This window comes from Flavobacterium muglaense (assembly GCF_014305155.1).
In the GTDB taxonomy this organism is placed as follows: domain Bacteria; phylum Bacteroidota; class Bacteroidia; order Flavobacteriales; family Flavobacteriaceae; genus Flavobacterium; species Flavobacterium muglaense.
Window position 1 is genome coordinate 1 of sequence record NZ_JACRUK010000028.1, and the last position, 20,569, is coordinate 20,569.

14 protein-coding genes, 1 pseudogene and 1 riboswitch are annotated in these 20,569 nt (G+C 37.2%); of the genes and pseudogenes, 13 read left to right on the forward strand and 2 right to left on the reverse strand.

Features of this window, described 5'->3' with window-relative positions; all coding sequences use genetic code 11:
* Positions 1–69: 69 nt before the first annotated feature.
* From H8R24_RS11525 to H8R24_RS11565, 9 genes and pseudogenes are all read left to right on the forward strand, one after another.
* Positions 70–579: pseudogene (locus H8R24_RS11525) on the forward strand (uroporphyrinogen-III C-methyltransferase); the annotation flags it as partial.
* Positions 566–1,147: a precorrin-2 dehydrogenase/sirohydrochlorin ferrochelatase family protein gene (locus H8R24_RS11530; RefSeq protein WP_187019194.1), complete on the forward strand. Its 582-nt coding sequence runs from the start codon at positions 566–568 to the stop codon at positions 1,145–1,147. The pseudogene H8R24_RS11525 and the gene H8R24_RS11530, both read left to right, overlap by 14 nt.
* 189 nt (positions 1,148–1,336) lie before the next feature.
* The gene (locus H8R24_RS11535) at positions 1,337–2,389 is read left to right on the forward strand and encodes an NAD(P)/FAD-dependent oxidoreductase (protein ID WP_187019196.1); all 1,053 of its coding nucleotides are present in this window, start codon (positions 1,337–1,339) and stop codon (positions 2,387–2,389) included.
* Positions 2,390–2,481: 92 nt separating this feature from the next.
* Positions 2,482–2,596, forward strand: a riboswitch (SAM riboswitch).
* Positions 2,597–2,847: 251 nt separating this feature from the next.
* Positions 2,848–3,849: a homocysteine S-methyltransferase family protein gene (locus H8R24_RS11540; RefSeq protein WP_187019198.1), complete on the forward strand. Its 1,002-nt coding sequence runs from the start codon at positions 2,848–2,850 to the stop codon at positions 3,847–3,849.
* Between the two features lie 639 nt (positions 3,850–4,488).
* On the forward strand, positions 4,489–7,575 hold the full coding sequence (locus tag H8R24_RS11545) for a vitamin B12 dependent-methionine synthase activation domain-containing protein (RefSeq protein WP_187019200.1): 3,087 nt from the start codon (positions 4,489–4,491) through the stop codon (positions 7,573–7,575).
* A gap of 80 nt (positions 7,576–7,655) precedes the next feature.
* Positions 7,656–8,612 (forward strand): methylenetetrahydrofolate reductase [NAD(P)H], encoded by a 957-nt coding sequence (metF, locus tag H8R24_RS11550; RefSeq protein WP_187019202.1) that lies wholly within the window; start codon positions 7,656–7,658, stop codon positions 8,610–8,612.
* 205 nt (positions 8,613–8,817) lie between these two features.
* Positions 8,818–11,895, forward strand: a complete 3,078-nt coding sequence (locus tag H8R24_RS11555) for a T9SS type B sorting domain-containing protein (RefSeq protein WP_187019204.1) — start codon at positions 8,818–8,820, stop codon at positions 11,893–11,895.
* Positions 11,896–11,979: 84 nt separating this feature from the next.
* Positions 11,980–13,368 carry a pyridoxal phosphate-dependent decarboxylase family protein gene (locus tag H8R24_RS11560; protein ID WP_187019206.1) on the forward strand — a complete coding sequence of 463 codons (1,389 nt, stop codon included), beginning with the start codon at positions 11,980–11,982 and terminating at the stop codon, positions 13,366–13,368.
* Between the two features lie 93 nt (positions 13,369–13,461).
* Entirely contained in the window at positions 13,462–14,103 is a 642-nt protein-coding gene (locus H8R24_RS11565; RefSeq protein WP_187019207.1) for a hypothetical protein, read from the forward strand.
* 82 nt (positions 14,104–14,185) lie between these two features.
* Here H8R24_RS11565 and H8R24_RS11570 read toward each other — a convergent pair whose 3' ends face one another.
* Both H8R24_RS11570 and gldA read right to left on the reverse strand, forming a co-directional pair.
* Positions 14,186–14,788 (reverse strand): hypothetical protein, encoded by a 603-nt coding sequence (locus H8R24_RS11570; RefSeq protein WP_187019209.1) that lies wholly within the window; start codon positions 14,786–14,788, stop codon positions 14,186–14,188.
* Positions 14,789–14,970: 182 nt separating this feature from the next.
* A complete protein-coding gene (gene gldA / locus H8R24_RS11575; RefSeq protein ID WP_187019211.1) occupies positions 14,971–15,867 on the reverse strand; it encodes a gliding motility-associated ABC transporter ATP-binding subunit GldA in 897 nt (298 codons plus the stop codon).
* Positions 15,868–16,029: 162 nt separating this feature from the next.
* Here gldA and H8R24_RS11580 point away from each other — a divergent pair, with 162 nt between their 5' ends.
* The 4 genes from H8R24_RS11580 to H8R24_RS11595 all read left to right on the forward strand — a co-directional run bounded on the left by H8R24_RS11580 (position 16,030) and on the right by H8R24_RS11595 (position 20,543).
* Positions 16,030–17,271, forward strand: coding sequence for a dicarboxylate/amino acid:cation symporter (locus H8R24_RS11580; RefSeq protein ID WP_187019213.1), 1,242 nt, complete (start codon positions 16,030–16,032; stop codon positions 17,269–17,271).
* A gap of 355 nt (positions 17,272–17,626) precedes the next feature.
* Positions 17,627–18,454 carry a prephenate dehydratase gene (locus H8R24_RS11585; protein WP_187019215.1) on the forward strand — a complete coding sequence of 276 codons (828 nt, stop codon included), beginning with the start codon at positions 17,627–17,629 and terminating at the stop codon, positions 18,452–18,454.
* Between the two features lie 82 nt (positions 18,455–18,536).
* Complete coding sequence (locus H8R24_RS11590; protein WP_187019216.1) at positions 18,537–19,685, forward strand: pyridoxal phosphate-dependent aminotransferase; 1,149 nt, start codon at positions 18,537–18,539, stop codon at positions 19,683–19,685.
* Positions 19,686–20,543: a prephenate dehydrogenase gene (locus H8R24_RS11595; RefSeq protein ID WP_187019218.1), complete on the forward strand. Its 858-nt coding sequence runs from the start codon at positions 19,686–19,688 to the stop codon at positions 20,541–20,543.
* Positions 20,544–20,569 lie beyond the last annotated feature (26 nt).

Sequence of the window (20,569 nt, forward strand, 5' to 3'; positions counted from 1 at the left end):
ATTGAAGACTAGCAACCGTGCAGACTTTAAGTCTGCTAACCAAATCTATGGACTTTCAGTCCATAGTGGTTTAGTTTCGGACGAGGAAGTGAAGAAATAGACTATGTAGAAAGCTTTGGAATTCCTACATTTGTTGTTCCTGGAATTTCATCGGCTATTGCAGTTCCAGCTTATCAAGGTATTCCGTTGACAAAAAGAGGAGTCTCAGAGAGTTTTTGGGTAATAACCGGAACCACTTCGAGCCGTCAATTATCAACAGATGTTAGCCTTGCAGCACAATCATCAGCTACGGTTGTCGTACTGATGGGAATGAGTAAATTAGAAGAAATTGTTGCTATTTTTCAATCGGAATCCAAAGGAGAAACTGCCGTTGCGATCATACAAAACGGAACTACTCCCGAAGAAAAAATCGGAATTGGAACGATCAACAACATTCAAAAAGTAGTTGCTGATCAGCAGTTAAGTTCGCCAGCCATTATTGTAATTGGAGCGGTAGTAGGCGATAGTAAAAAAAGGAAAGGATTTTACAAAGAGTTAAAATCCAGTCACAACAAACTATTGGTTTATGGAAAGGAATGAGTTGTATCCCGTGTTTTTAAAACTGCACAATATGCAAGTATTGATCGTAGGTGGAGGAAATGTAGGATTAGAAAAATTAAGTTTTTTATTGAAGTCAAGTCCCAATGCAAATGTTGAGGTGGTAGCGCCACATTTTCTACCAGAATTGGTAACTTTGGCAAATAGTCATAAGTCGGTTATTTTGACGGAGAAGAAATTCAATCGCTGGATGCTACGCAAACGACACATGGTAATTGCTTGTACCGATGATTTGAAAGTCAATAAAAGAGTGTACGATTTAGCAAGAGAGCGATATCTAATTTGTAATATTGCTGATACACCGGATTTATGTGATTATTATTTGGGTGGTATCGTAACCAAAGGAAATGTGAAAATTGCCATTTCGACCAATGGAAAGTCACCCACAACAGCCAAAAGGTTACGAGAGTTCTTCGAAGAAGTGATTCCTGAGGATATTAATAAAATGGTCGAAAATCTTAACGAATATCGCAAAACTTTAAAAGGAGATTTCGAGGAGAAAGTCCAAAAGATGAATGAGATCACAGCTTCGTTGAAAAATAAAGAATAGAATAAAGAACAAAGAGAATAGGGGTAGTTTTGAATGATATTTATCATTTATTTTTGAAACATTCAGTCGTTTCTTTGTGGAAAGAATAGTAAGTAAGAATAAGTATAACAAAAGAAACTCTACCCAGTCTCCTCTTCCTGATAGCTATCGGGATTAGAGGAGGCAGGGGGAGGAATAAAAGTATTGAACATGATTGAAACAGATATCCTTATAATAGGAGCCGGACCAACTGGTTTATTTGCCGTTTTTGAAGCAGGATTATTAAAATTAAAATGCCATATATTAGATGCTTTACCGCAAGCAGGTGGGCAGTTATCAGAGTTATATCCTAAAAAACCGATCTATGATATTCCAGGTTTTCCTGAAGTATTAGCAGGAGATTTAGTAGATAATTTAATGGAACAAATCAAGCAATTCGAACCAGGATTTACACTTGGAGAACGTGCTGAAACGATTGAAAAACAAGAAGACGGAAGTTTTATTGTGACTTCAAATGAGGGAACAAAGTTCCACGCCAAGGTAATTGCTATTGCTGGAGGGTTAGGAAGTTTCGAACCTAGAAAACCATTAATCGACGGTATTGCTTTCTATGAAAATAAAGGAATTAAATACTTTATTAAAGACCCAGAAGAGTTTAGAGATAAGAGAGTAGTGATTGCCGGAGGAGGAGATTCAGCCCTTGACTGGAGTATTTTCTTGACGGATGTAGCTTCAGAGGTGACATTGATTCACCGTCGTAACGAATTCCGTGGTGCTTTAGATTCTGTAGAGAAAGTGCAAGAACTAAAAGATGCTGGAAAAATTCGCATGATCACACCAGCTGAGGTAGTGGGATTAAACGGAGCCGAGCATATTGAATCGATTGTAATCGAGGAAAACGGAGCTAATCGCACAATTGACACGGATTATTTTATTCCGCTTTTTGGTCTTACACCAAAATTAGGTCCTATAGGAAACTGGGGATTAGAAATAGAAAAAAACGCTATCAAAGTAAACAACGCTTTAGATTACCAAACGAATATTCCGGGAATTTTTGCCATTGGAGATGTGAATACCTATCCAGGTAAATTAAAATTGATCCTTTGCGGTTTCCACGAAGCGACATTAATGTGTCAAGCGGCCTACCAAATCATCAATCCAGGGAAACGTTATGTGTTGAAATATACTACAGTTTCAGGAGTTGACGGATTTGATGGAACTCGTAAAGAAGCGCCAAAAGCTGTTGTTAAAGCAATAGTTTAACAAATTCACCTATAGTAGTTAAAAAATTAAGCGCTAATACTTGCGAGTATTAGCGCTTTGTCTTTTCTTTGCAGTGTTCCTATATTTATTGAAAGTTATCACGAAAGGCGGAGGGAAAGACCCGATGAAACCTTAGCAACCCTTTATCTTTAAAGAAGGTGCTACATTCTACTTTATACTGAATTCAGTATCTAAGATAGATAACACAAGAATACTTCCATAGTATTTCTCAAACCTTTTCTTGACAACATATCGATATTTTTTTTTAGAGCAGATGATTGGTGTTTTTTTGCCATGATCCCTCCCGCTTTGCGTTACAATCTTTTTATTTTTAAAGAAAAAATAAAAAGGATTTCCACTGCAATCGGGGCTAAAGACAAACAATAGTGAACTTTTGGAATTAATAATCAAAAGTATAGATCTCAATTCATATTGTGATTTACAAGAAATAAAAAGTTATGTCAAGCATTCACGAAGCCATTAAAAAAAACATACTCATTCTCGATGGAGCCATGGGAACGATGTTGCAACGTTACAATTTCTCCGAAGAAGATTTTAGAGGGGAGCGTTTCAAAGATTTTCCACATTCTCTAAAAGGAAATAACGATTTACTATCACTCACACAGCCACAAGCGATAAAAGCGGTACACGCCGCTTATTTTGAGGCTGGAGCCGATATCGTCGAAACTAATACTTTCTCAGGAACCACCATCGGAATGGCCGATTATTTCCTAGAAGAATATGTATACGAATTGAATTATGAGTCGGCTAAACTAGCCCGCGAAGTAGCCGATGAATGGACGGCTAAAAACCCAGACAAACCTCGTTTTGTAGCTGGTTCAATAGGACCAACAAACCGTACAGCAAGTATGTCACCAGATGTAAATGATCCGGGATATAGAGCAGTAACTTTTGATGATTTGCGCATTGCTTACAAGCAACAAGTAGAAGCATTAATTGACGGAGGAAGTGATTTATTACTAGTTGAAACTATTTTTGATACACTAAATGCCAAAGCAGCACTTTTTGCCATCGAAGAAGTAAAAGACGAACGTAATATTGATATTCCTATCATGGTTTCGGGAACAATTACAGATGCTTCAGGAAGAACACTTTCTGGGCAAACGGTAGAAGCGTTCTTAGTTTCAGTTTCGCACATTCCGTTGTTGAGTGTAGGATTCAATTGTGCTCTAGGAGCCGATTTGTTGAAACCGTACTTACAAACATTGTCACAAAACACTTCATTCAATGTATCGGCGCATCCTAATGCAGGATTACCCAATGCCTTTGGAGAATACGACGAAACCCCAGCAGAAATGCAATCACAAATAAAAACATATCTCGACGATAATTTAGTAAATATCATAGGTGGATGTTGTGGTACAACCCCAGAACACATTAGATTAATTGCTGATATCGCCAAAGATTATAAACCAAGAGTATCAACAGCAACAATGTAACGTAGAGACGCGATTTATCGCGTCTAACATAAGATTTATAAAGCTAGCGCGGGCGTCCCGTTCGTGCCAGCAAGCAAAGACAAAGAAAAACAGTAAAATAATTTGATATAGGCAAGAGTAGCACGCTCGCGCTAGCAAATGAAGTTGAATTAGTAAACAAACCTACAAGGTTTTGAAAACCTTGCAGGATTGCAGAATGAGTTAAAATATTGAGAGCGGGCAATTGTCGATTTTGATAAGTGATTAAGCGTGGTACGAGATTCTTCCTTCGTTTATCAATTTTTTTTTTTAATTGACTCCAGCTTTAGCTGGAGAATAAGGAATGAATGTGAAAATGGCTTTAGCCAAAAAAATGAATTTGGCTAAAGCCATTTTATTTTTCAGTAGCAGATAGCGCGGATTTGCAATCCGTGCCCGCATAGAGAATAGAAAAATCAATGTTATTTTAAAGGAGTAACAATTGGAGAGTTGCGTGAGGGATAGCAGCGGAAAGCCCACAGCCTGACGTAGGAAGTGCGAGGACTTGCAGTGTATAGCCCGACCCGTAGTTTTTACGGAGGGACACGCCCAAAATAATACAAATTAAAAAGAGATACCTACAAGGTTTTGGAAAACTTGGAGGACAAATAAAAAATAAAAATGGCAGCAGTAGAAACTAGAAGAAACTTGGTATTAGCGGGATTAGAGCCTTTAATCATTACGCCAGATAGCGTATTTGTGAATATTGGGGAACGTACCAACGTGACGGGTTCTAGAAAATTCTTGAGATTAATCAAGGAAGAAAAATACGAAGAGGCACTGAGTATCGCAAAGGAGCAAGTGGAAGGTGGCGCACAAATCATCGATATCAATATGGATGAGGGGATGCTGGATGGCGAATATGCTATGACAAAATTCCTGAATTTAATTGCTGCTGAGCCTGATATTTCGCGTGTGCCTATTATGATTGACAGTTCGAAATGGGATATTATCGAAGCAGGATTGAAAGTAGTACAAGGGAAAAGTGTGGTAAATTCGATTTCGTTAAAAGAAGGAGAAGAGCAGTTTATCCATCATGCTAAATTGATTAAGCGTTATGGAGCAGCTGCAATTATCATGGCTTTTGACGAAACAGGACAGGCTGATAATTATGACCGTAGAGTTGAAATTTGCCAGCGTTCGTATGATATTTTGGTAAATAAAGTTGGTTTTCCTCCTCAGGATATTATTTTCGATTTGAATATATTTCCAGTTGCAACTGGGATGGAAGAACATCGCTTGAATGCGTTGGATTTCTTTAGAGGAACAAAATGGGTTCGTGAAAATTTACCTCATGCACATATTAGTGGCGGAGTAAGCAATGTGTCGTTTTCGTTTAGAGGAAATGATACGGTTAGGGAAGCGATGCACTCGGTTTTCTTGTATCATGCCATTCAAAACGGAATGACGATGGGAATCGTAAATCCAGAGATGTTGACCATTTATGATGATATCCCAAAAGATTTGTTGGAACGCGTTGAAGATGTAATTCTGAATAGAAGAGACGATGCTACTGAAAGACTATTGGATTTTGCTGAAAATGTAAAAGGAGATGTAAAGAGTAATGAAAAGGCAATCCAAGAATGGCGCTCGGGAACAATTCAGGAACGATTAACGCACTCATTAGTAAAAGGAGTTGATGAATTTATTCTTTTAGATATTGAAGAAGCCAGACTCGCGGCTACAAAACCTATCGAAGTTATCGAAATTAACTTGATGACTGGAATGAATGTAGTTGGAGATTTATTTGGTTCAGGGAAAATGTTTTTGCCGCAAGTGGTAAAATCGGCACGTGTAATGAAAAAAGCGGTAGCGTATCTGTTGCCTTTTATTGAAGCTGGTAAACGCCCCCCAGCCCCCAAAGGGGGAGTGAAAGATTCGAAACATTGGGAAACTGCAAATAGAGCAAATTATAGTTTGTTAAAAGAGCATGCTAAAAAAATGCGCAATCAACCAACAGATGCTGAAAAGAGGTTATGGCAGGAGTTGAGTGGTAAACAATTAGAAAATTATAAATTTAGAAGACAACATATTATTGGAGATTATATAGCTGATTTTGTATGCTTAAAAGAAAATGTAATTGTTGAAGTTGATGGATTAATTCATCAGTTGCCAGAAAATCAATCAAGTGATGCTCAAAGGACAGCTTGGTTGAATGCAGAAGGATATCAAGTGATTCGTTTTTCAAACGACGAAGTCTTGTTTGATATGGATAAAGTTTTAAGCAAAATAAATTCCGCTCTAACTGCTCCCCCTCCGGGGGCTAGGGGGGCGGGAAAAATCTTGATGGCAACCGTAAAAGGAGATGTACACGATATTGGTAAAAATATTGTTTCGGTGGTATTGGCCTGTAACAATTATGAGATTGTAGATCTTGGTGTTATGGTGCCTCCCGAAAAAATTATTGCAGCTGCTATAGAACACAATGTAGATATTATTGGGTTAAGTGGTTTGATTACGCCTTCACTAGATGAAATGGTTTATCTCGCTAAGGAATTAGATAAGAAAGGAATGAAAATTCCAGTAATGATAGGTGGTGCAACAACATCGCGGGCGCATACTGCCGTTAAAATTGCACCTCAATATAGAGAAACTGTAATTCATGTTAATGATGCTTCGAGAGCCGTAACAGTGGCTGGAAGTTTGTTGAACAAGGATAAAAAATTATATGCAAGTGATATTAGAGCAGAATATGATGCGTTTAGAGAAACGTTTTTGAACCGTTCGCGCGACAAAAATTTCTTGACCATTGAGCAGGCTCGTAAAAATAAATTACAGCTAGACTGGGATAATTTTACTCCTGTGAAACCAAATGTAATAGGGGAGCAAGTTATAGAAGTAGAGTTGGATGTTTTGGTTCCCTATATTGACTGGACACCGTTTTTTAGAACCTGGGAATTGTTCGGGAAATATCCAGCAATTTTAACGGATGAAGTAGTGGGGGAGCAAGCGACTTCGGTTTTTGCGGATGCACAGGAAATGTTAGCCGTTATTTTGAAAGAAAAGAAACTGACTGCCAAAGGAATCTACGGAATCTTTGCTGCGAATCAAATCAACGATGATGATATTGAATTAACGGACGAAAACGGAAAACCATTACAAACGTTCTTGACTTTGCGTCAACAATCCCAAAAAACTAAAGGAGCGCCAAATATTGCCTTGTCTGATTTTATTGCTCCAAAAGACAATGGAAAGGTGGATTATATGGGTGCTTTTTGTGTCACCACTGGTTTTGGTGTGGATGAATGGGCGGCTGAATTTGAAAAAGATTTAGACGATTATAATTCGATTATGGTTAAAGCACTAGCGGATCGTTTTGCAGAAGCTTTCGCTGAATATTTACATGAGAAAGTTCGTAAAGAAGTTTGGGGATACGCATCAGATGAGAACATGAGTACCGAGGCTATGATTGCTGAAGAGTACAAAGGAATTCGCCCTGCGCCAGGATATCCTGCTTGTCCTGACCATTTAGAAAAACCAACAATTTGGAAATTACTAAATGTCGAAAAGGAAATAGGAGTAACCTTGACAGAGAGCATGGCGATGTGGCCAGCATCATCAGTTTCAGGATATTATTTTGGGAATCCACAAAGTAAATATTTTGGACTCGGAAAAATAAAAGAAGATCAAGTGATTGATTATGCTAAACGTAGAAGCATTTCTACTGACATGGCAACAAAATGGCTGAGTCCTAATATAGCAGACTAGAAAAGTTGTTTAAAGTTTAAAGTTTCAAGTTGCTCAAGAGAACTTTAAACTTTAAACTTTAAACCTGAAACAAAAATAAAATGAAAGTAACAGAACATATAGAAGCAGCAAACGGGAAAACATTATTCTCATTTGAAATTATACCGCCTCAAAAAGGAAAAGGGATTCAGGAATTGTATGATAATATTGATCCATTGATGGAGTTCAAACCACCATTTATTGATGTAACTACTTCACGCGAGGAGTTTATTTATGTGGATAAAGGCAATGGTTTATTAGATAAAAAACTAACTAGAATGCGTCCTGGTACTTTGGGGATTTGTGCTTCAATTAAACACAAATACAACGTAGATACGGTTCCGCATGTATTGTGTGGTGGTTTTACCAAAGAGGAAACAGAGTATTTATTAGTCGATTGTCATTATTTAGGAATCAATAATGTGATGGCTTTGCGTGGTGATGCGATGAAAGACGAACAATCTTTTGTGCCAAAACCAGGTGGAAATAATTATGCGGTTGATTTGGTGCAACAAATAAAGTTGTTGAATGAAGGGAAGTACTTGCATGATGTAATGCATATTGATAATAAAGCTGATTTTTGTGTAGGTGTGGCAGGTTATCCTGAAAAGCATTTAGAATCTCCTTCTTTGATTTCTGATTTAAAAAGATTGAAAGAAAAAGTAGATGGCGGAGCAGATTATGTGGTTACTCAAATGTTTTTTGATAACAGTAAATATTTTGAATTTGTAGCCAAAGCAAGAGAAATGGGAATCACAGTTCCTATTATTCCAGGAATCAAACCACTAGCAGTGCAAAGGCATTTACAGATATTGCCACAAATTTTCCGTATTGATTTACCAGAAGATTTGATTGATGCTGTTGATAAATGTAAAACAAATGCTGATGTGAAACAAGTAGGTATCGAATGGGCAATTCAACAATCATTAGAGTTGAAAGCTGCGGGAGTTCCGGTATTGCATTATTATTCAATGGGGAAATCAGAGAATATTAGACAAATTGCAAGTGCACTTTTTTAAGGGTTTAGCAACAATATGACGGAGCTGTTTATTAATTCGTTTCTATATAATAGGCCTCTTTTGTTTCAAAGCAAAAGAGGCTTTTTCATTAATCTTGTTTTTCGAACAGCGAAAAAGGCGATTCGCTGAATAGTATCGGGGATTCGCTGAGTTTTTTACAAAAATAGTAGTCAAAAATGTATTATTACTCTAAAATTAATACGTTTTGAAACAGAGACTCCTTTTTGTAGTTGTAATTACACTTTTTTTGACCTCTCATTTGCGCGCGCAATTGTGTACGGGTAGTTTAGGAGATGCAGTAGTCAATATTGATTTTGGCTCGGGAACGGGGCGCGGCGGTGCACTAGGATCGGCCATTACAGCTTATACGTATTCAGCTTCTGGGAAGTTAGATGAAGGGTATTACACTATCGTTAACACAACCACTGGTTTAAGAGATAACGCTTGGCACATTATTACAGACCACACCGGAAACACCAACGGATATATGATGGTGGTTAATGCTTCAACCTTGGCTACAGCCGGAATTTTTTATACTAAAACAGTAACTAATTTATGTCCGGGTACTACCTATGAATTCTCGGCTTGGTTGATGAATGTGATGACGTTTACTTCGCCTAATCCCAATGTGACTTTTACTGTAAGTACTACATCAGGCACCGTTCTTGGAACTTATAATACAGGCTCGCTTGCGGTAACTTCGTCTGGTACTTGGAAGCAAGCTGGTTTTTATTTTACAACTGGAACTGAGTCAGAAGTGGTAATTACCATGCTGAATAATGCCGTAGGCGCCGCACCAGGTAATGACTTAGCACTAGATGATATTACGTTTAGAGCTTGTGGACCAATAGTTTCGGCTATGGTACAAAACAACAGCAGTACAAGTCTATCTATTTGTGATAATGATGCTGCTACATATACTTTAACGGGTAATCTGGGAACATCGGTTTACTCAGATCCCGCTTATCAATGGCAAGTTAGCCAAGATAACGGCACAACATGGACAGATGTCACAGGTGCAACTTCCTTAATTTATAATGCGGTTTCTAATAGTGCGGGCAGTTATTTATATCGAATGACTACCGCGCAACGTACAAATATTGCATCTGCCTCTTGTCGAGTAAGCTCAAATAATTTAGCGATTACTGTTGCGGCGAGTCCTTTGCGTCCCTCAGTGACAACTGTGCAGCCGAGTTGCGCGCTGCCGTCAGGAAAGATTACGGTTGATAGTCCAGCGAATTGTACCTATAGTATCAATGGAAGTACGTATCAGTCTAATGCCGTTTTTTCCGGCCTAGCTGGTGGCGATTATTCGGTTACTGCCAAAAGCGCAACTGGTTGTGTTTCGGCTGCTCAACTAGTGCACATTGACACGGTTGTTCCAAATGCTGGAACGGTAACATTTATGGCTATTCAACCCGTTATTTGTGTAGATCCGTTGGGGACAATTACGTTTACTAATGTGGATGCAGAATATAGTTTTGATAATGGCGCAACATGGTCTACGGTGAATGCTAAAACTGGATTAGTCGCGGATACCTATAATTTAAAATCTAGAAATAGCTACGCTTGCGAAACGCCTGCTGTTGCTGTAGAAATTTTTGTTCCGCCGGGATATCCGCCAACGCCGTCAGTGGTTGTCACACAACCAGATTGTTTTATGGCGACAGGAACAATTACTGTTTCTGATAGTGCCCCATTATATAGTTATGATAATGGAACTACTTGGGTTGCTTCCAATTCAATAAATGGCTTGAGTGCAGGAACTTACGCTGTTTTAATTAAAAATGCTTTGGGTTGTGTTTCGCTTGTCGCAAATTCAGTCAAAATAATAGGATTTATTAATACAGAGCCTCTTCCGGTGGCAACGAGTCCGCAGCAATTTTGTGTGCAACAAAACGCTTCTTTAAATGATCTTGCAATAACGGGAACTGCTATTAAATGGTATGATGCTGCTGCAAATGGCAATCTGTTAGCCGGAAGTACAGTAGTGCAAACGGGAACGTATTATGCTTCGCAATCGGTGACTAGTTGCGAGAGTTTGCGCATTCCAGTTGTGATTGCTGTTCAAAACACTCCTGCTCCCACAGCAGTTGCTTTGCAAGATTTTTGCACTACTCAAAAACCAACTATTGCCAACTTAATTGTTACAGGAACCAATGTAATTTGGTATGATGCTTCCGCAAATGGAATTGTCTTGCCTGTAACTACAGCACTTTTAAATGGACTGACGTATTATGCGTCCCAAACAGTAAATGGTTGTGAAAGTGTCAATAGAGTGGCTGTTGCAGTTTCGATTGTAGCTCCAGCTGTTCCGCTAAATGATGTTAACGATATTCTTTGTGATGCGTTAAGTGATGGTAAAGAGCTTGTCGATTTAAGCACTTATAATTCGCAAATAACACCTTGTGCTAGCTGTGTTTTAAGTTATTATAGCTCGTTGTCAGGAGCTGAAAATCAAGATCTATCAGCACAAATAACTTTGTATTCAACTTACAATGTGCCCTTAGGAAATACGGATGTTTTTGTGAGGATTGATTCTAATGATAAATGTTATCAAGTTGCGAAGCTGAGTTTGTCAGTAGTAAGTAATCCAGTTATCGCCATTAAGGATAATGTGGTTTTATGCGAAAGCAGTAGTGTTACTGTGGATGCAGGTTCTGGTTTTGATAGCTATTTGTGGTCAACAGGCGAAACTTCTTCGTCTATAGTAATTCAAACTGTAGGATCGTATTCGGTTACAATAAGTCAGGGTCACGGTAGTACTACTTGTTCGTCAACTAAAAACTTTAAAGTATTTGCATCGAATGTAGCTACAATAGCAAAAGTTGAAATTCAAGATTGGACGGATACTGATAATGTAATTGTAGTTACGGTTGCAGATCCTAGTCAGGGAGATTATAAATATTCAATTGACGGAATCAATTATCAAGACAGCAATACCTTTACCGGATTATTAAGCGGTGATTATATCGTTTATGTTAAAGATAATAATGAGTGCGGAATTGTAAATCAAGAAGTTTTTATTTTGAATTACCCAAAATACTTCACTCCAAATGCCGATGGGTACAATGATACTTGGGCTATTAAGTTTTCGGAAACAGAGCCAACTATTGACATTAAAATATTTGATCGATACGGAAAATTTATCAAGCAATTAAATGCTACCTCTTCTTGGGATGGTACCTTCAACGGACATCAACTCCCCGCTACAGATTATTGGTTTGTGGTAACAAGAGCTAGTGGTAAAGTGTTTAAAGGTCATTTTTCTATGAAAAGGTAAGGATAAGTTATTGCTAATTTTGCCTCAGTAGCTAGAGATAATTCATTACATTCGGGTTTGTAAAATTTTTTAATTTCGAATATAATGAATCCAATTCTTCAGCAAGATTTAAATGAAATCAAAAACATTCTTGAAAATGTAAAACTGCAAAGTTTGGACTTTTTAAGTGCTGTTGATGCGATAGCAACTTCGAATAAAAATACAATTTCCACTGATAGAGGGCTTAATGATTTGGGGTTGGGAACATTAGCTGCTTTAGACGAATTCAACGAAAGATTAGCACCTTTAATGGTGTCCCAAACGGGGCCTAGGTATTGGGGATTTGTGACTGGTGGCGCCACGCCAGCTTCTATTGTGGGAGATTGGTTAACGACGATCTATGATCAAAACACGCAAGGCGGCGTTTCGGCTTTAATCGAACTTGAAAGTATTAATTTACTTTTGCAATTATTAGACTTACCAAAAACTTTTTTAGGCGGCTTTGTAACAGGAGCTACGATGTCAAATTTCACATGCTTGGCAGTTGCTAGACAGTGGTTTGGAAAACAACTCGGAAAGGATTTTGCTAAAGATGGACTCACAGAACCGGTTAGAGTACTTGCTGCAACGCCACATTCTTCGTCGGTAAAATGTTTGTCGATGTTGGGAATAGGGAGTCAGAATTTTACCAAAATAAAAACGATTGAAGGGAATAGGGAAGCAATTGATATTGCCGACTTAGAAAAAAATATCCAAAGCTTAAATGGAAATCCTTTTATATTGATATCAAGTGCGGGAACGGTAAATACAGCCGATTTTGATGATTTCAAAGCTATTTCAAAGCTGAAAACCAAATATAATTTTTGGTGGCATGTGGATGCTGCTTTTGGAGGTTTCGCGGTATGCTCTCCTAAATATAAATATTTAGTTGATGGCTGGGAAGCGTCAGATTCAATTACGATTGATTGTCATAAATGGCTGAATGTACCTTATGAAAGTGCTTTTTACTTGGTAGATGAACAACATAAAAACCTGCAATGCGAAACGTTTCAAAATTCTAATGCACCTTATTTAGGTGATCCGTTAGAGAATTTTAGCTACCTGAATTTTTTACCCGAAAATTCTCGTCGTTTAAAAGCATTGCCAGCTTGGTTCAGTTTAGTTGCGTATGGCAAGCAAGGATATCAAGATATTATCGAGAATAGTGTGGCCATGGCGTTGTTGTTTGATGCTTTTATTGTTCAAAATGTGCATTTTGAATTACTAGCACCAACACGCTTGAATAACGTTTGTTTTGCTTTGGCGGGAGACCAAAACCAAGAAAAAGTGTATTTGTTTTTAGCTAAATTGAATGATTCAGGAAAAGTATTCATGACACCAACTATGTACATGGGACGAAAAGGAATCCGTGCTTCATTTGTAAATTACAGAACTGCCGAAAGTGATATTGATCTAGTAATTCAAGAGATGCAAGAAATAATAAAGACAATGTAACAGGTTTAAGATAGCAAATGTTTTTCTCTTTTTAATGCTTTTGGGTAGTTCCTATTAAAGGCTTATATTTGGGATTATTATAAAAACGATCTCATGAAATATATTTATTTTACTTTAATAGCATCATCTTTCTTGTTTACTTCTTGTAAAAACGAAGAAACTGCACAACCCGACCCAAGAGTGATCGTGCCTTTTACGCAGCAAGCAGCTACAGGAATTCAAGCTCAAACACCGGCTGCGCCTGCTGGGAATCATAATTTATTTAAGGAAAATAATGTGGGGTCAAACCCCTCTGTGGCTGCAGGGATTAATCCGGCACATGGACAACCCAATCATAGATGTGACATTGCTGTAGGTGCACCTTTGAATTCGCCTGCAAACGGAGCTGCTCCTACGCAGGCTGTAAATGTACAGTCTAGTCCGCAAATGGTAACTACTACACAACCTACCACAGTAAAAACAGTAACAGCCAAAGGAATGAATCCGCCACATGGCGAAAAAAACCACCGTTGTGATATTGCTGTAGGTGCGCCTTTGAGCTCGAAAGCCGCTGTAGCAACAACCACTGCAAACACAGGTGAAATTACGCAACAGGTTACTGTGCCGCAAGCCTTGCCTAAATTGTTGTCCACTAGTTCTGCCGACGGTGAAACTCCCGAAGGTATGAATCCGCCTCATGGAAAGGATGGACATCGTTGTGATATTGCTGTAGGTGCACCTTTGCCTAAATCATAAAAACAGATTTTAACTGTTATAAAAAAGCATCGTTTCTGGATTAGAAACGATGCTTTTTTTGTAAATAATGGTTGTTGATTTTTTATGAGCCGTTGCGAATCTCAAAGGTTCCCGCATAGTTTCCGGTAACGGTGATTCCGTCGTCATCTATTAATTCGTAATTACAATCAATTGTTCCAGTACGGGCCAGGTAGTCTATAGTGATGAAATTGATAGTTATGGTTCCGTTCCCTGTGTTTTCGATGCTGTGGTTATTTGCGGAAGCGGAATCTGGCTGTCCATACGTAAGGCCGTTATTAACAAAAGTGTTAGTAGATGCCGTAACGTTTGTAAATATTGCTGCATTGTTTTTATCAAGTATGTAGGTCGCGTTTGATATAATTACCTGCTGCTCTGTTGGGAAATTGTTGGTACTGTTGCGTACAAATAAAACGGCGCCTTGTGTCATGGTTATAGCTGGTGCGGCTCCATTGGTGTTGTCTTGAACCACGGGCGCATTAGTTAATGCAATCATGAAGCCATCTCGATAGGATGGGCTGTTGCCGTAAAATAAGTACGCGTGTGGGGTGTAGAAAGTGGTTGCGCCTATTGCAAATGCATTTTGGGCCGGAGCTGGATCAGTTGCAGAGCACGAAAATAAAACAGTAGCTAAGAATAAGAATTGTAATAGTTTTAAGGTTTTCATTTTGTTTCTTTTTTTAAGGTTTTCAATACTATATCAACAAAGCCTAGTTTTTGTTACCCCACAGTTGCAGTTTTATATTGCAGATGTTTAATTGTCTTGCATTTTTAGTAAAGATTTGGATATAAAAAAAAAGCATCGCCTCTTGTGTAGAAGCGATGCTTTTGTGTAAAACGGATCCGAATTTATTTTGTGATTTCTCTAAAAATAGCTTCTAGATTTTTATTTTTTTGGTTGAGTTGTAATGTTTTTAAACCATTTGCTGTAGCAAAATCAAATACAGCAGGACGCATGTCTTTGTCGGTTTTAAAAGTCAATTCCCAAATCATGTCGTGCGTATTTTTATAGGAAGCTAAGTTTTCGATTTTAGCAATGACTTGTTCTTCAATTTTATAATCAAATTCTACTTCGATTACTTGCTGTTTGTCTTCAGAAATTAAGTTGTCTAATTTTTTATCAGCTACAATTTTACCATTATTGATGATAATTACTCGGTCGCAAATGGCTTCAACCTCTTGCATAATATGCGTAGATAGAAAAACCGTTTTGTCTTTACCTACGTTTTTAATCACATTACGAATTTCGATTAATTGATTGGGGTCTAAACCAGTGGTTGGCTCATCAAGAATCAATACATCTGGATTGTGTAGTAACGCATTGGCAAGGCCTACACGTTGACGATATCCTTTGGACAATTGCCCTATTTTTTTATGACTTTCGGTCGTTAGTCCAGTAAGTTTAATTACTTCTTCAATTCTAGATGTAGCAACTTTATAAACATCAGCATTAAAAGCCAGATATTCTCTCACGTATAAATCAAGATACAACGGATTGTGTTCTGGTAAATACCCAATAGATAATTGAACCGCTTTTTGATTGGTGCTTACATCATGTCCGTTTACTTGAGCTGTACCTCCATCTGCATGAAGGTAAGTGGTTAATATTTTCATCAAAGTTGATTTTCCAGCACCATTGGGACCTAGAAAACCTACTATTTCTCCTTTGTTAATAGAAAATGAAATGTTATCCAATGCTTTTTGAGCACCATAACTTTTAGAAATATTATTTACTGCTATTGACATGATGTTTTATTTGTGGCAAAAGTAAAAAGAAAAGATTGATTTATGGATTTTATTAAACAATATCAAAAGCAGATTGTTATTTTGTCTTAAATTATTGTTCTGATTGGTATTTGTTAAATAGATTGATATATTTATAAAAAATTATAAAAAGCAAAACTAAAAATGGAAGAAACAAAGAGTTTGTTTAAAACCTATAGCGGTATTATATGGTTATTATGCGGCATCACCGCAGGAAGTGTATTGGGATTGGTTTTTGGGAAAGAGGTGGAGTTGATTAAACCGTTGGGTGATATCTTCTTGAATTTGCTTTTTACTGCAATTATTCCGTTGATTTTCTTTACAATCGCATCGTCTATCGCGAGTTTAGAGAAGTCAGACAAATTAGGGAAATTATTTGTAATTGTTATTGGAGTTTTTTTAAGCACGGTTATTATTTCGGCTATAATTATGATGGTGGGTGTTTTGCTTTTTCCTATTCATCAAGATATTATCATTTCTAAAATTCCATTAGAAAGTATGCAAACCACTAGCGGAGGCTCTCAAATTACTCAATTGCTTACCGCCAATGATTTTTATGAGTTGCTTTCTAGAAAAAGTATGTTGGCGTTAATTATATTTTCTTTTTTAATTGGCTTTGCCAGTTTGCGTTCAGGAGAAAAAGGCGAAGGTTTTAGAGTTTTCTTAAATTCAGGAAATGAGGTTATGAAACAGTTGTTGCATATTATCATGAAAACCGCTCCGGTAGGTTTAGGCGCCTATTTTGCCTATCAGGTTGGGATCTTTGGGCCACAATTATTTGGGGCTTATGCCAAGCCTTTAGGATTGTATTATGCAGTATGTGCTTTTTATTTTGTTGTGTTTTTTAGTTTGTACGCATTTCTTTCGGGTGGTAAATTAGGACTGAAGGTTTTTTGGGGTAATAATATTGCGCCAGCATTAACCGCTTTAGGAACTTGTAGTAGTATTGCAACAATTCCGGCTAATCTAGAAGCTGCAGAGAAAATGAATGTACCGTCTCATATTCGTAATATAGCAATTCCGCTAGGTGCGCCTTTGCATAAAGACGGGTCGAGTATGTCCTCAATTATAAAGATCGCAGTGATTTTTGCTATGTTTGGCAAGGATTTTACAGAACCGCATGCTTTGCTACTCGCTCTAGGGATAACAATTGTAGTGTCAGTCGTAGAAGGTGGAATTCCTAATGGTGGGTACATAGGCGAGATTCTTGCTATTACTATTTATGGTTTCCCAATGGAACAAGCATTACCTGCAGCTATGATTGTGGGTACATTAGTAGATCCAATGGCTACATTGTTAAATGCTAATGGCGATGTGGTATCGGCGATGTTAATCACGCGAATTTCCGAAGGAAAAGATTGGCTTTCGGTGAAATTAGCGCGATAAAGCTTCATTGTTTTCTAATTAGCTGTAAAGTTGATTTGCAATTGTTTAAAATGGGGTGATTTTAAACCTCTTTTTTTAAGTATATGATAATCAAAAGTAGCTTTAACAAAGAATTCTTTTTTTGTTAGATAAAAACCTAATTTTTTAGGGGTTCGTATGGATAATGTTTATACATTTGCATTGATAACATTGAAAAAAAACATCAAAATGTCAACTAATAACCGTTTTTATTTTAGCAACACTTATTTCTTCTTTTATAGGAAGTAAGGATTGTGCTATGGTTATTTGAAGTAAAAGAAACAAATAAAAATAATATACAATCCTGATGAAAATCAGGATTTTTTTTTTGGAATAAATGGAAGCGAAAATTGCAATTCAGGGAATATTAGGTTCTTTTCACCATCAGGTGGCACAAGAATATTACGAGCAAAATGTGGTGGTGGACGAGTGTCTTTCTTTTGAAGAATTAGTAGATAGTCTATTGTCTGGAAAGTCAGATCAGGCAGTAATGGCTATAGAGAATTCAATCGCAGGACCTATTATTCCAAATTATGCCTTGATTGACAAGAATAATTTACACATTATAGGAGAGCATTATTTGAATATTTCTCAAAATTTAATGGCGTTAAAAGGACAGGATTTAGCCGATATTGTTGAGGTGCATTCGCATCCGATGGCCTTGTTGCAATGTATGGATTTTTTAAAAAAATACCCAAACATTAAGCTGGTTGAAGACAAAGATACGGCCGAAACCGCTCGTAGAATTCAACAAAAACAGTTAAAAGGTATTGCTGCAATTGCAAGTAATGCGGCTTCGGTTATGTATGATTTAGAAATTCTGGCGCCAGGAATTCAAACGATAAAAAATAACATGACTCGTTTTGTTATTATCAAAAAAGAAAATGCATTTGTGCCAAAAGACGATATCAATAGAGCCTCTATAAAATTCGAATTGGATCATAAAAGAGGAAGCCTAGCGGCCGTGTTAAATGTAATGAGTGATTGCAAAATGAATTTGACCAAAATTCAATCGTTGCCCAAAATTGAAATGCCTTGGAAATATTCGTTTTTTGTTGATGTCACTTTCGATAAATACGAGGATTATCAAAAAGCAAAATCGTTATTAGAAATAATGGCCGAATATTTTAAAGTTTTAGGAGAATATAAAAATACAAAACCGTAGAGACGCGATTTATCGCGTCTGAAAAAGCAAAACAATAAAGAATTATAGCGATACAATTTGTCGCATCTGAAATAATAATAAAATGATTACAACAGCAAAACGATTAGATGTCATTGAAGAATATTATTTCTCCTCTAAGTTGAGAGAAGTAAGGCAACTGGCTGCCGAGGGGAATCCTATTATCAATATGGGAATAGGAAGCCCTGATTTAAAGCCATCCCAAGCAGTTGTGGACGCAGTAGTTCATGCCATGCAAGATGAGAATGCACACCAGTATCAAAGCTATCAAGGTTTGCCTGAATTGAGAAACGGAATGGTTGATTTTTATAAAAACAACTATAATGTAAGTCTTAACGCAACAACCGAAGTTTTGCCTTTGATGGGGTCGAAAGAAGGGATTATGCATATTTCGCTTGCTTTCTTAAATGAAGGTGATCACGTTTTAATCCCTAATCCTGGATATCCTACGTATACATCGGTGACTAATTTAGTGGGTGCTGTTCCTGTTTATTATGATTTGAAAGAAAATACAAATTGGGAACCGGACTTTGATGCTTTGGAAAAATTAGATTTATCAAAAGTAAAAATTATGTGGATTGGTTATCCGCACATGCCTACAGGCGCTAGAGGTAGTATTGCTTTATTTGAAAAGTTAGTGGCTTTCGCCAAAAAACACCAAATATTATTGATCAATGACAATCCGTATAGTTTTGTTTTGAATGATAAACCAATGAGTTTGTTGCAAGTGGATGGAGCAAAGGAAGTAGCATTAGAACTAAATTCTTTGAGTAAAACTTTTAATATGGCAGGCTGGAGAGTAGGAATGGTGTTAGGAAATGCAGCTTGCATTGATGCTATTTTAAAAGTGAAAAGCAATATGGACAGCGGAATGTTCTTCGGGATTCAAAAAGGAGCAATCGCGGCATTAAATAGTGAAGCAAGTTGGTTTGAAGAAATGAATGCTATTTATTCGAAAAGAAGAATCCTGACGGAGCAACTAGCTGAAAAGTTAAACTGTAAAGTGTATAAAGAAGGAGTTGGCCTATTTGTTTGGGCAAAGTTACCTGAAGGAGTAACCTCAGCGGAAGCGTTTATCGATAAGATTTTATACGAAAAACATATTTTTATAACTCCAGGAACCATTTTTGGAAGCAATGGAGAAGGCTATATTCGATTTGCATTATGTGTAAAAGAAGAAAAAGTACAAGAAGCAATTGATAGATTTAATTAAATGAAAATTTACATAATAGGAATAGGATTAATAGGGGGCTCGATGGCATTAGATATTAAAAATTTGCACCCATCAGCAACTGTTTATGGTATTGATAGTAATGAAAGTCATGTAAAACAAGCATTAGACTTAGGAGTGATTGACAAAGCGGCGCAGTTAGAAGAAGTGTCAAATGCTGATTTTGTAATTGTTTCCGTTCCTGTAGATGTGGCTTTGGTGCTTTTGCCAAAAGTATTGGATGCTATTGGGGATCAGTCAATCGTTTTTGAAGTAGGGTCTACTAAAGCGCCAATATGCGAAGCAGTAGCAGGACATCCTAAACGACGTAATTTTATTGCAACGCATCCTATTGCAGGAACAGAGTTTTCAGGGCCATCTGCAGCAATAACAAATTTGTACAATGGGAAAACAAATATTATATGCGAGGTTGAGCGTACTGCTTTTAAATTACAAGAAAAAGCATTGGATTTGTTCAAAAGTATGGGAATGAGAATTCGCTATATGGATCCTAAGTCGCATGATAAGCATATTGCTTACGTATCGCATTTGTCGCATATTAGTTCGTTTATGCTAGGAAAAACGGTAATTAATAAAGAAAAAGACGAACAAGATATTTTTGATATGGCGGGTTCTGGTTTTGAAAGCACAGTGCGTCTAGCCAAAAGTTCACCAGCAATGTGGACACCAATTTTTAAACAAAACAAGTTAGAAGTAGTAGAAGCTCTTGAAGGATATATTGCTAATTTGACTCAGTTTAAGGATTTTTTAATACAAGATGAGTACAATGCCATTTTTGACGAAATGGAAAGTGTCAATAAAATAAAAGAAATTTTGAACGGAATGAACGTTAAGAAATAACGTTTTTAAAAGAATTAAAACGAAGA

Coding starts and splice junctions, on each gene's coding strand:
- H8R24_RS11530 (WP_187019194.1), top strand. CDS start 566: ATGGAAAGGAATGAGTTGTATCCCGTGTTTTTAAAACTGCACAATATG.
- H8R24_RS11535 (WP_187019196.1), top strand. CDS start 1,337: ATGATTGAAACAGATATCCTTATAATAGGAGCCGGACCAACTGGTTTA.
- H8R24_RS11540 (WP_187019198.1), top strand. CDS start 2,848: ATGTCAAGCATTCACGAAGCCATTAAAAAAAACATACTCATTCTCGAT.
- H8R24_RS11545 (WP_187019200.1), top strand. CDS start 4,489: ATGGCAGCAGTAGAAACTAGAAGAAACTTGGTATTAGCGGGATTAGAG.
- metF (WP_187019202.1), top strand. CDS start 7,656: ATGAAAGTAACAGAACATATAGAAGCAGCAAACGGGAAAACATTATTC.
- H8R24_RS11560 (WP_187019206.1), top strand. CDS start 11,980: ATGAATCCAATTCTTCAGCAAGATTTAAATGAAATCAAAAACATTCTT.
- H8R24_RS11565 (WP_187019207.1), top strand. CDS start 13,462: ATGAAATATATTTATTTTACTTTAATAGCATCATCTTTCTTGTTTACT.
- H8R24_RS11570 (WP_187019209.1), bottom strand. CDS start 14,788: ATGAAAACCTTAAAACTATTACAATTCTTATTCTTAGCTACTGTTTTA.
- gldA (WP_187019211.1), bottom strand. CDS start 15,867: ATGTCAATAGCAGTAAATAATATTTCTAAAAGTTATGGTGCTCAAAAA.
- H8R24_RS11580 (WP_187019213.1), top strand. CDS start 16,030: ATGGAAGAAACAAAGAGTTTGTTTAAAACCTATAGCGGTATTATATGG.
- H8R24_RS11585 (WP_187019215.1), top strand. CDS start 17,627: ATGGAAGCGAAAATTGCAATTCAGGGAATATTAGGTTCTTTTCACCAT.
- H8R24_RS11590 (WP_187019216.1), top strand. CDS start 18,537: ATGATTACAACAGCAAAACGATTAGATGTCATTGAAGAATATTATTTC.
- H8R24_RS11595 (WP_187019218.1), top strand. CDS start 19,686: ATGAAAATTTACATAATAGGAATAGGATTAATAGGGGGCTCGATGGCA.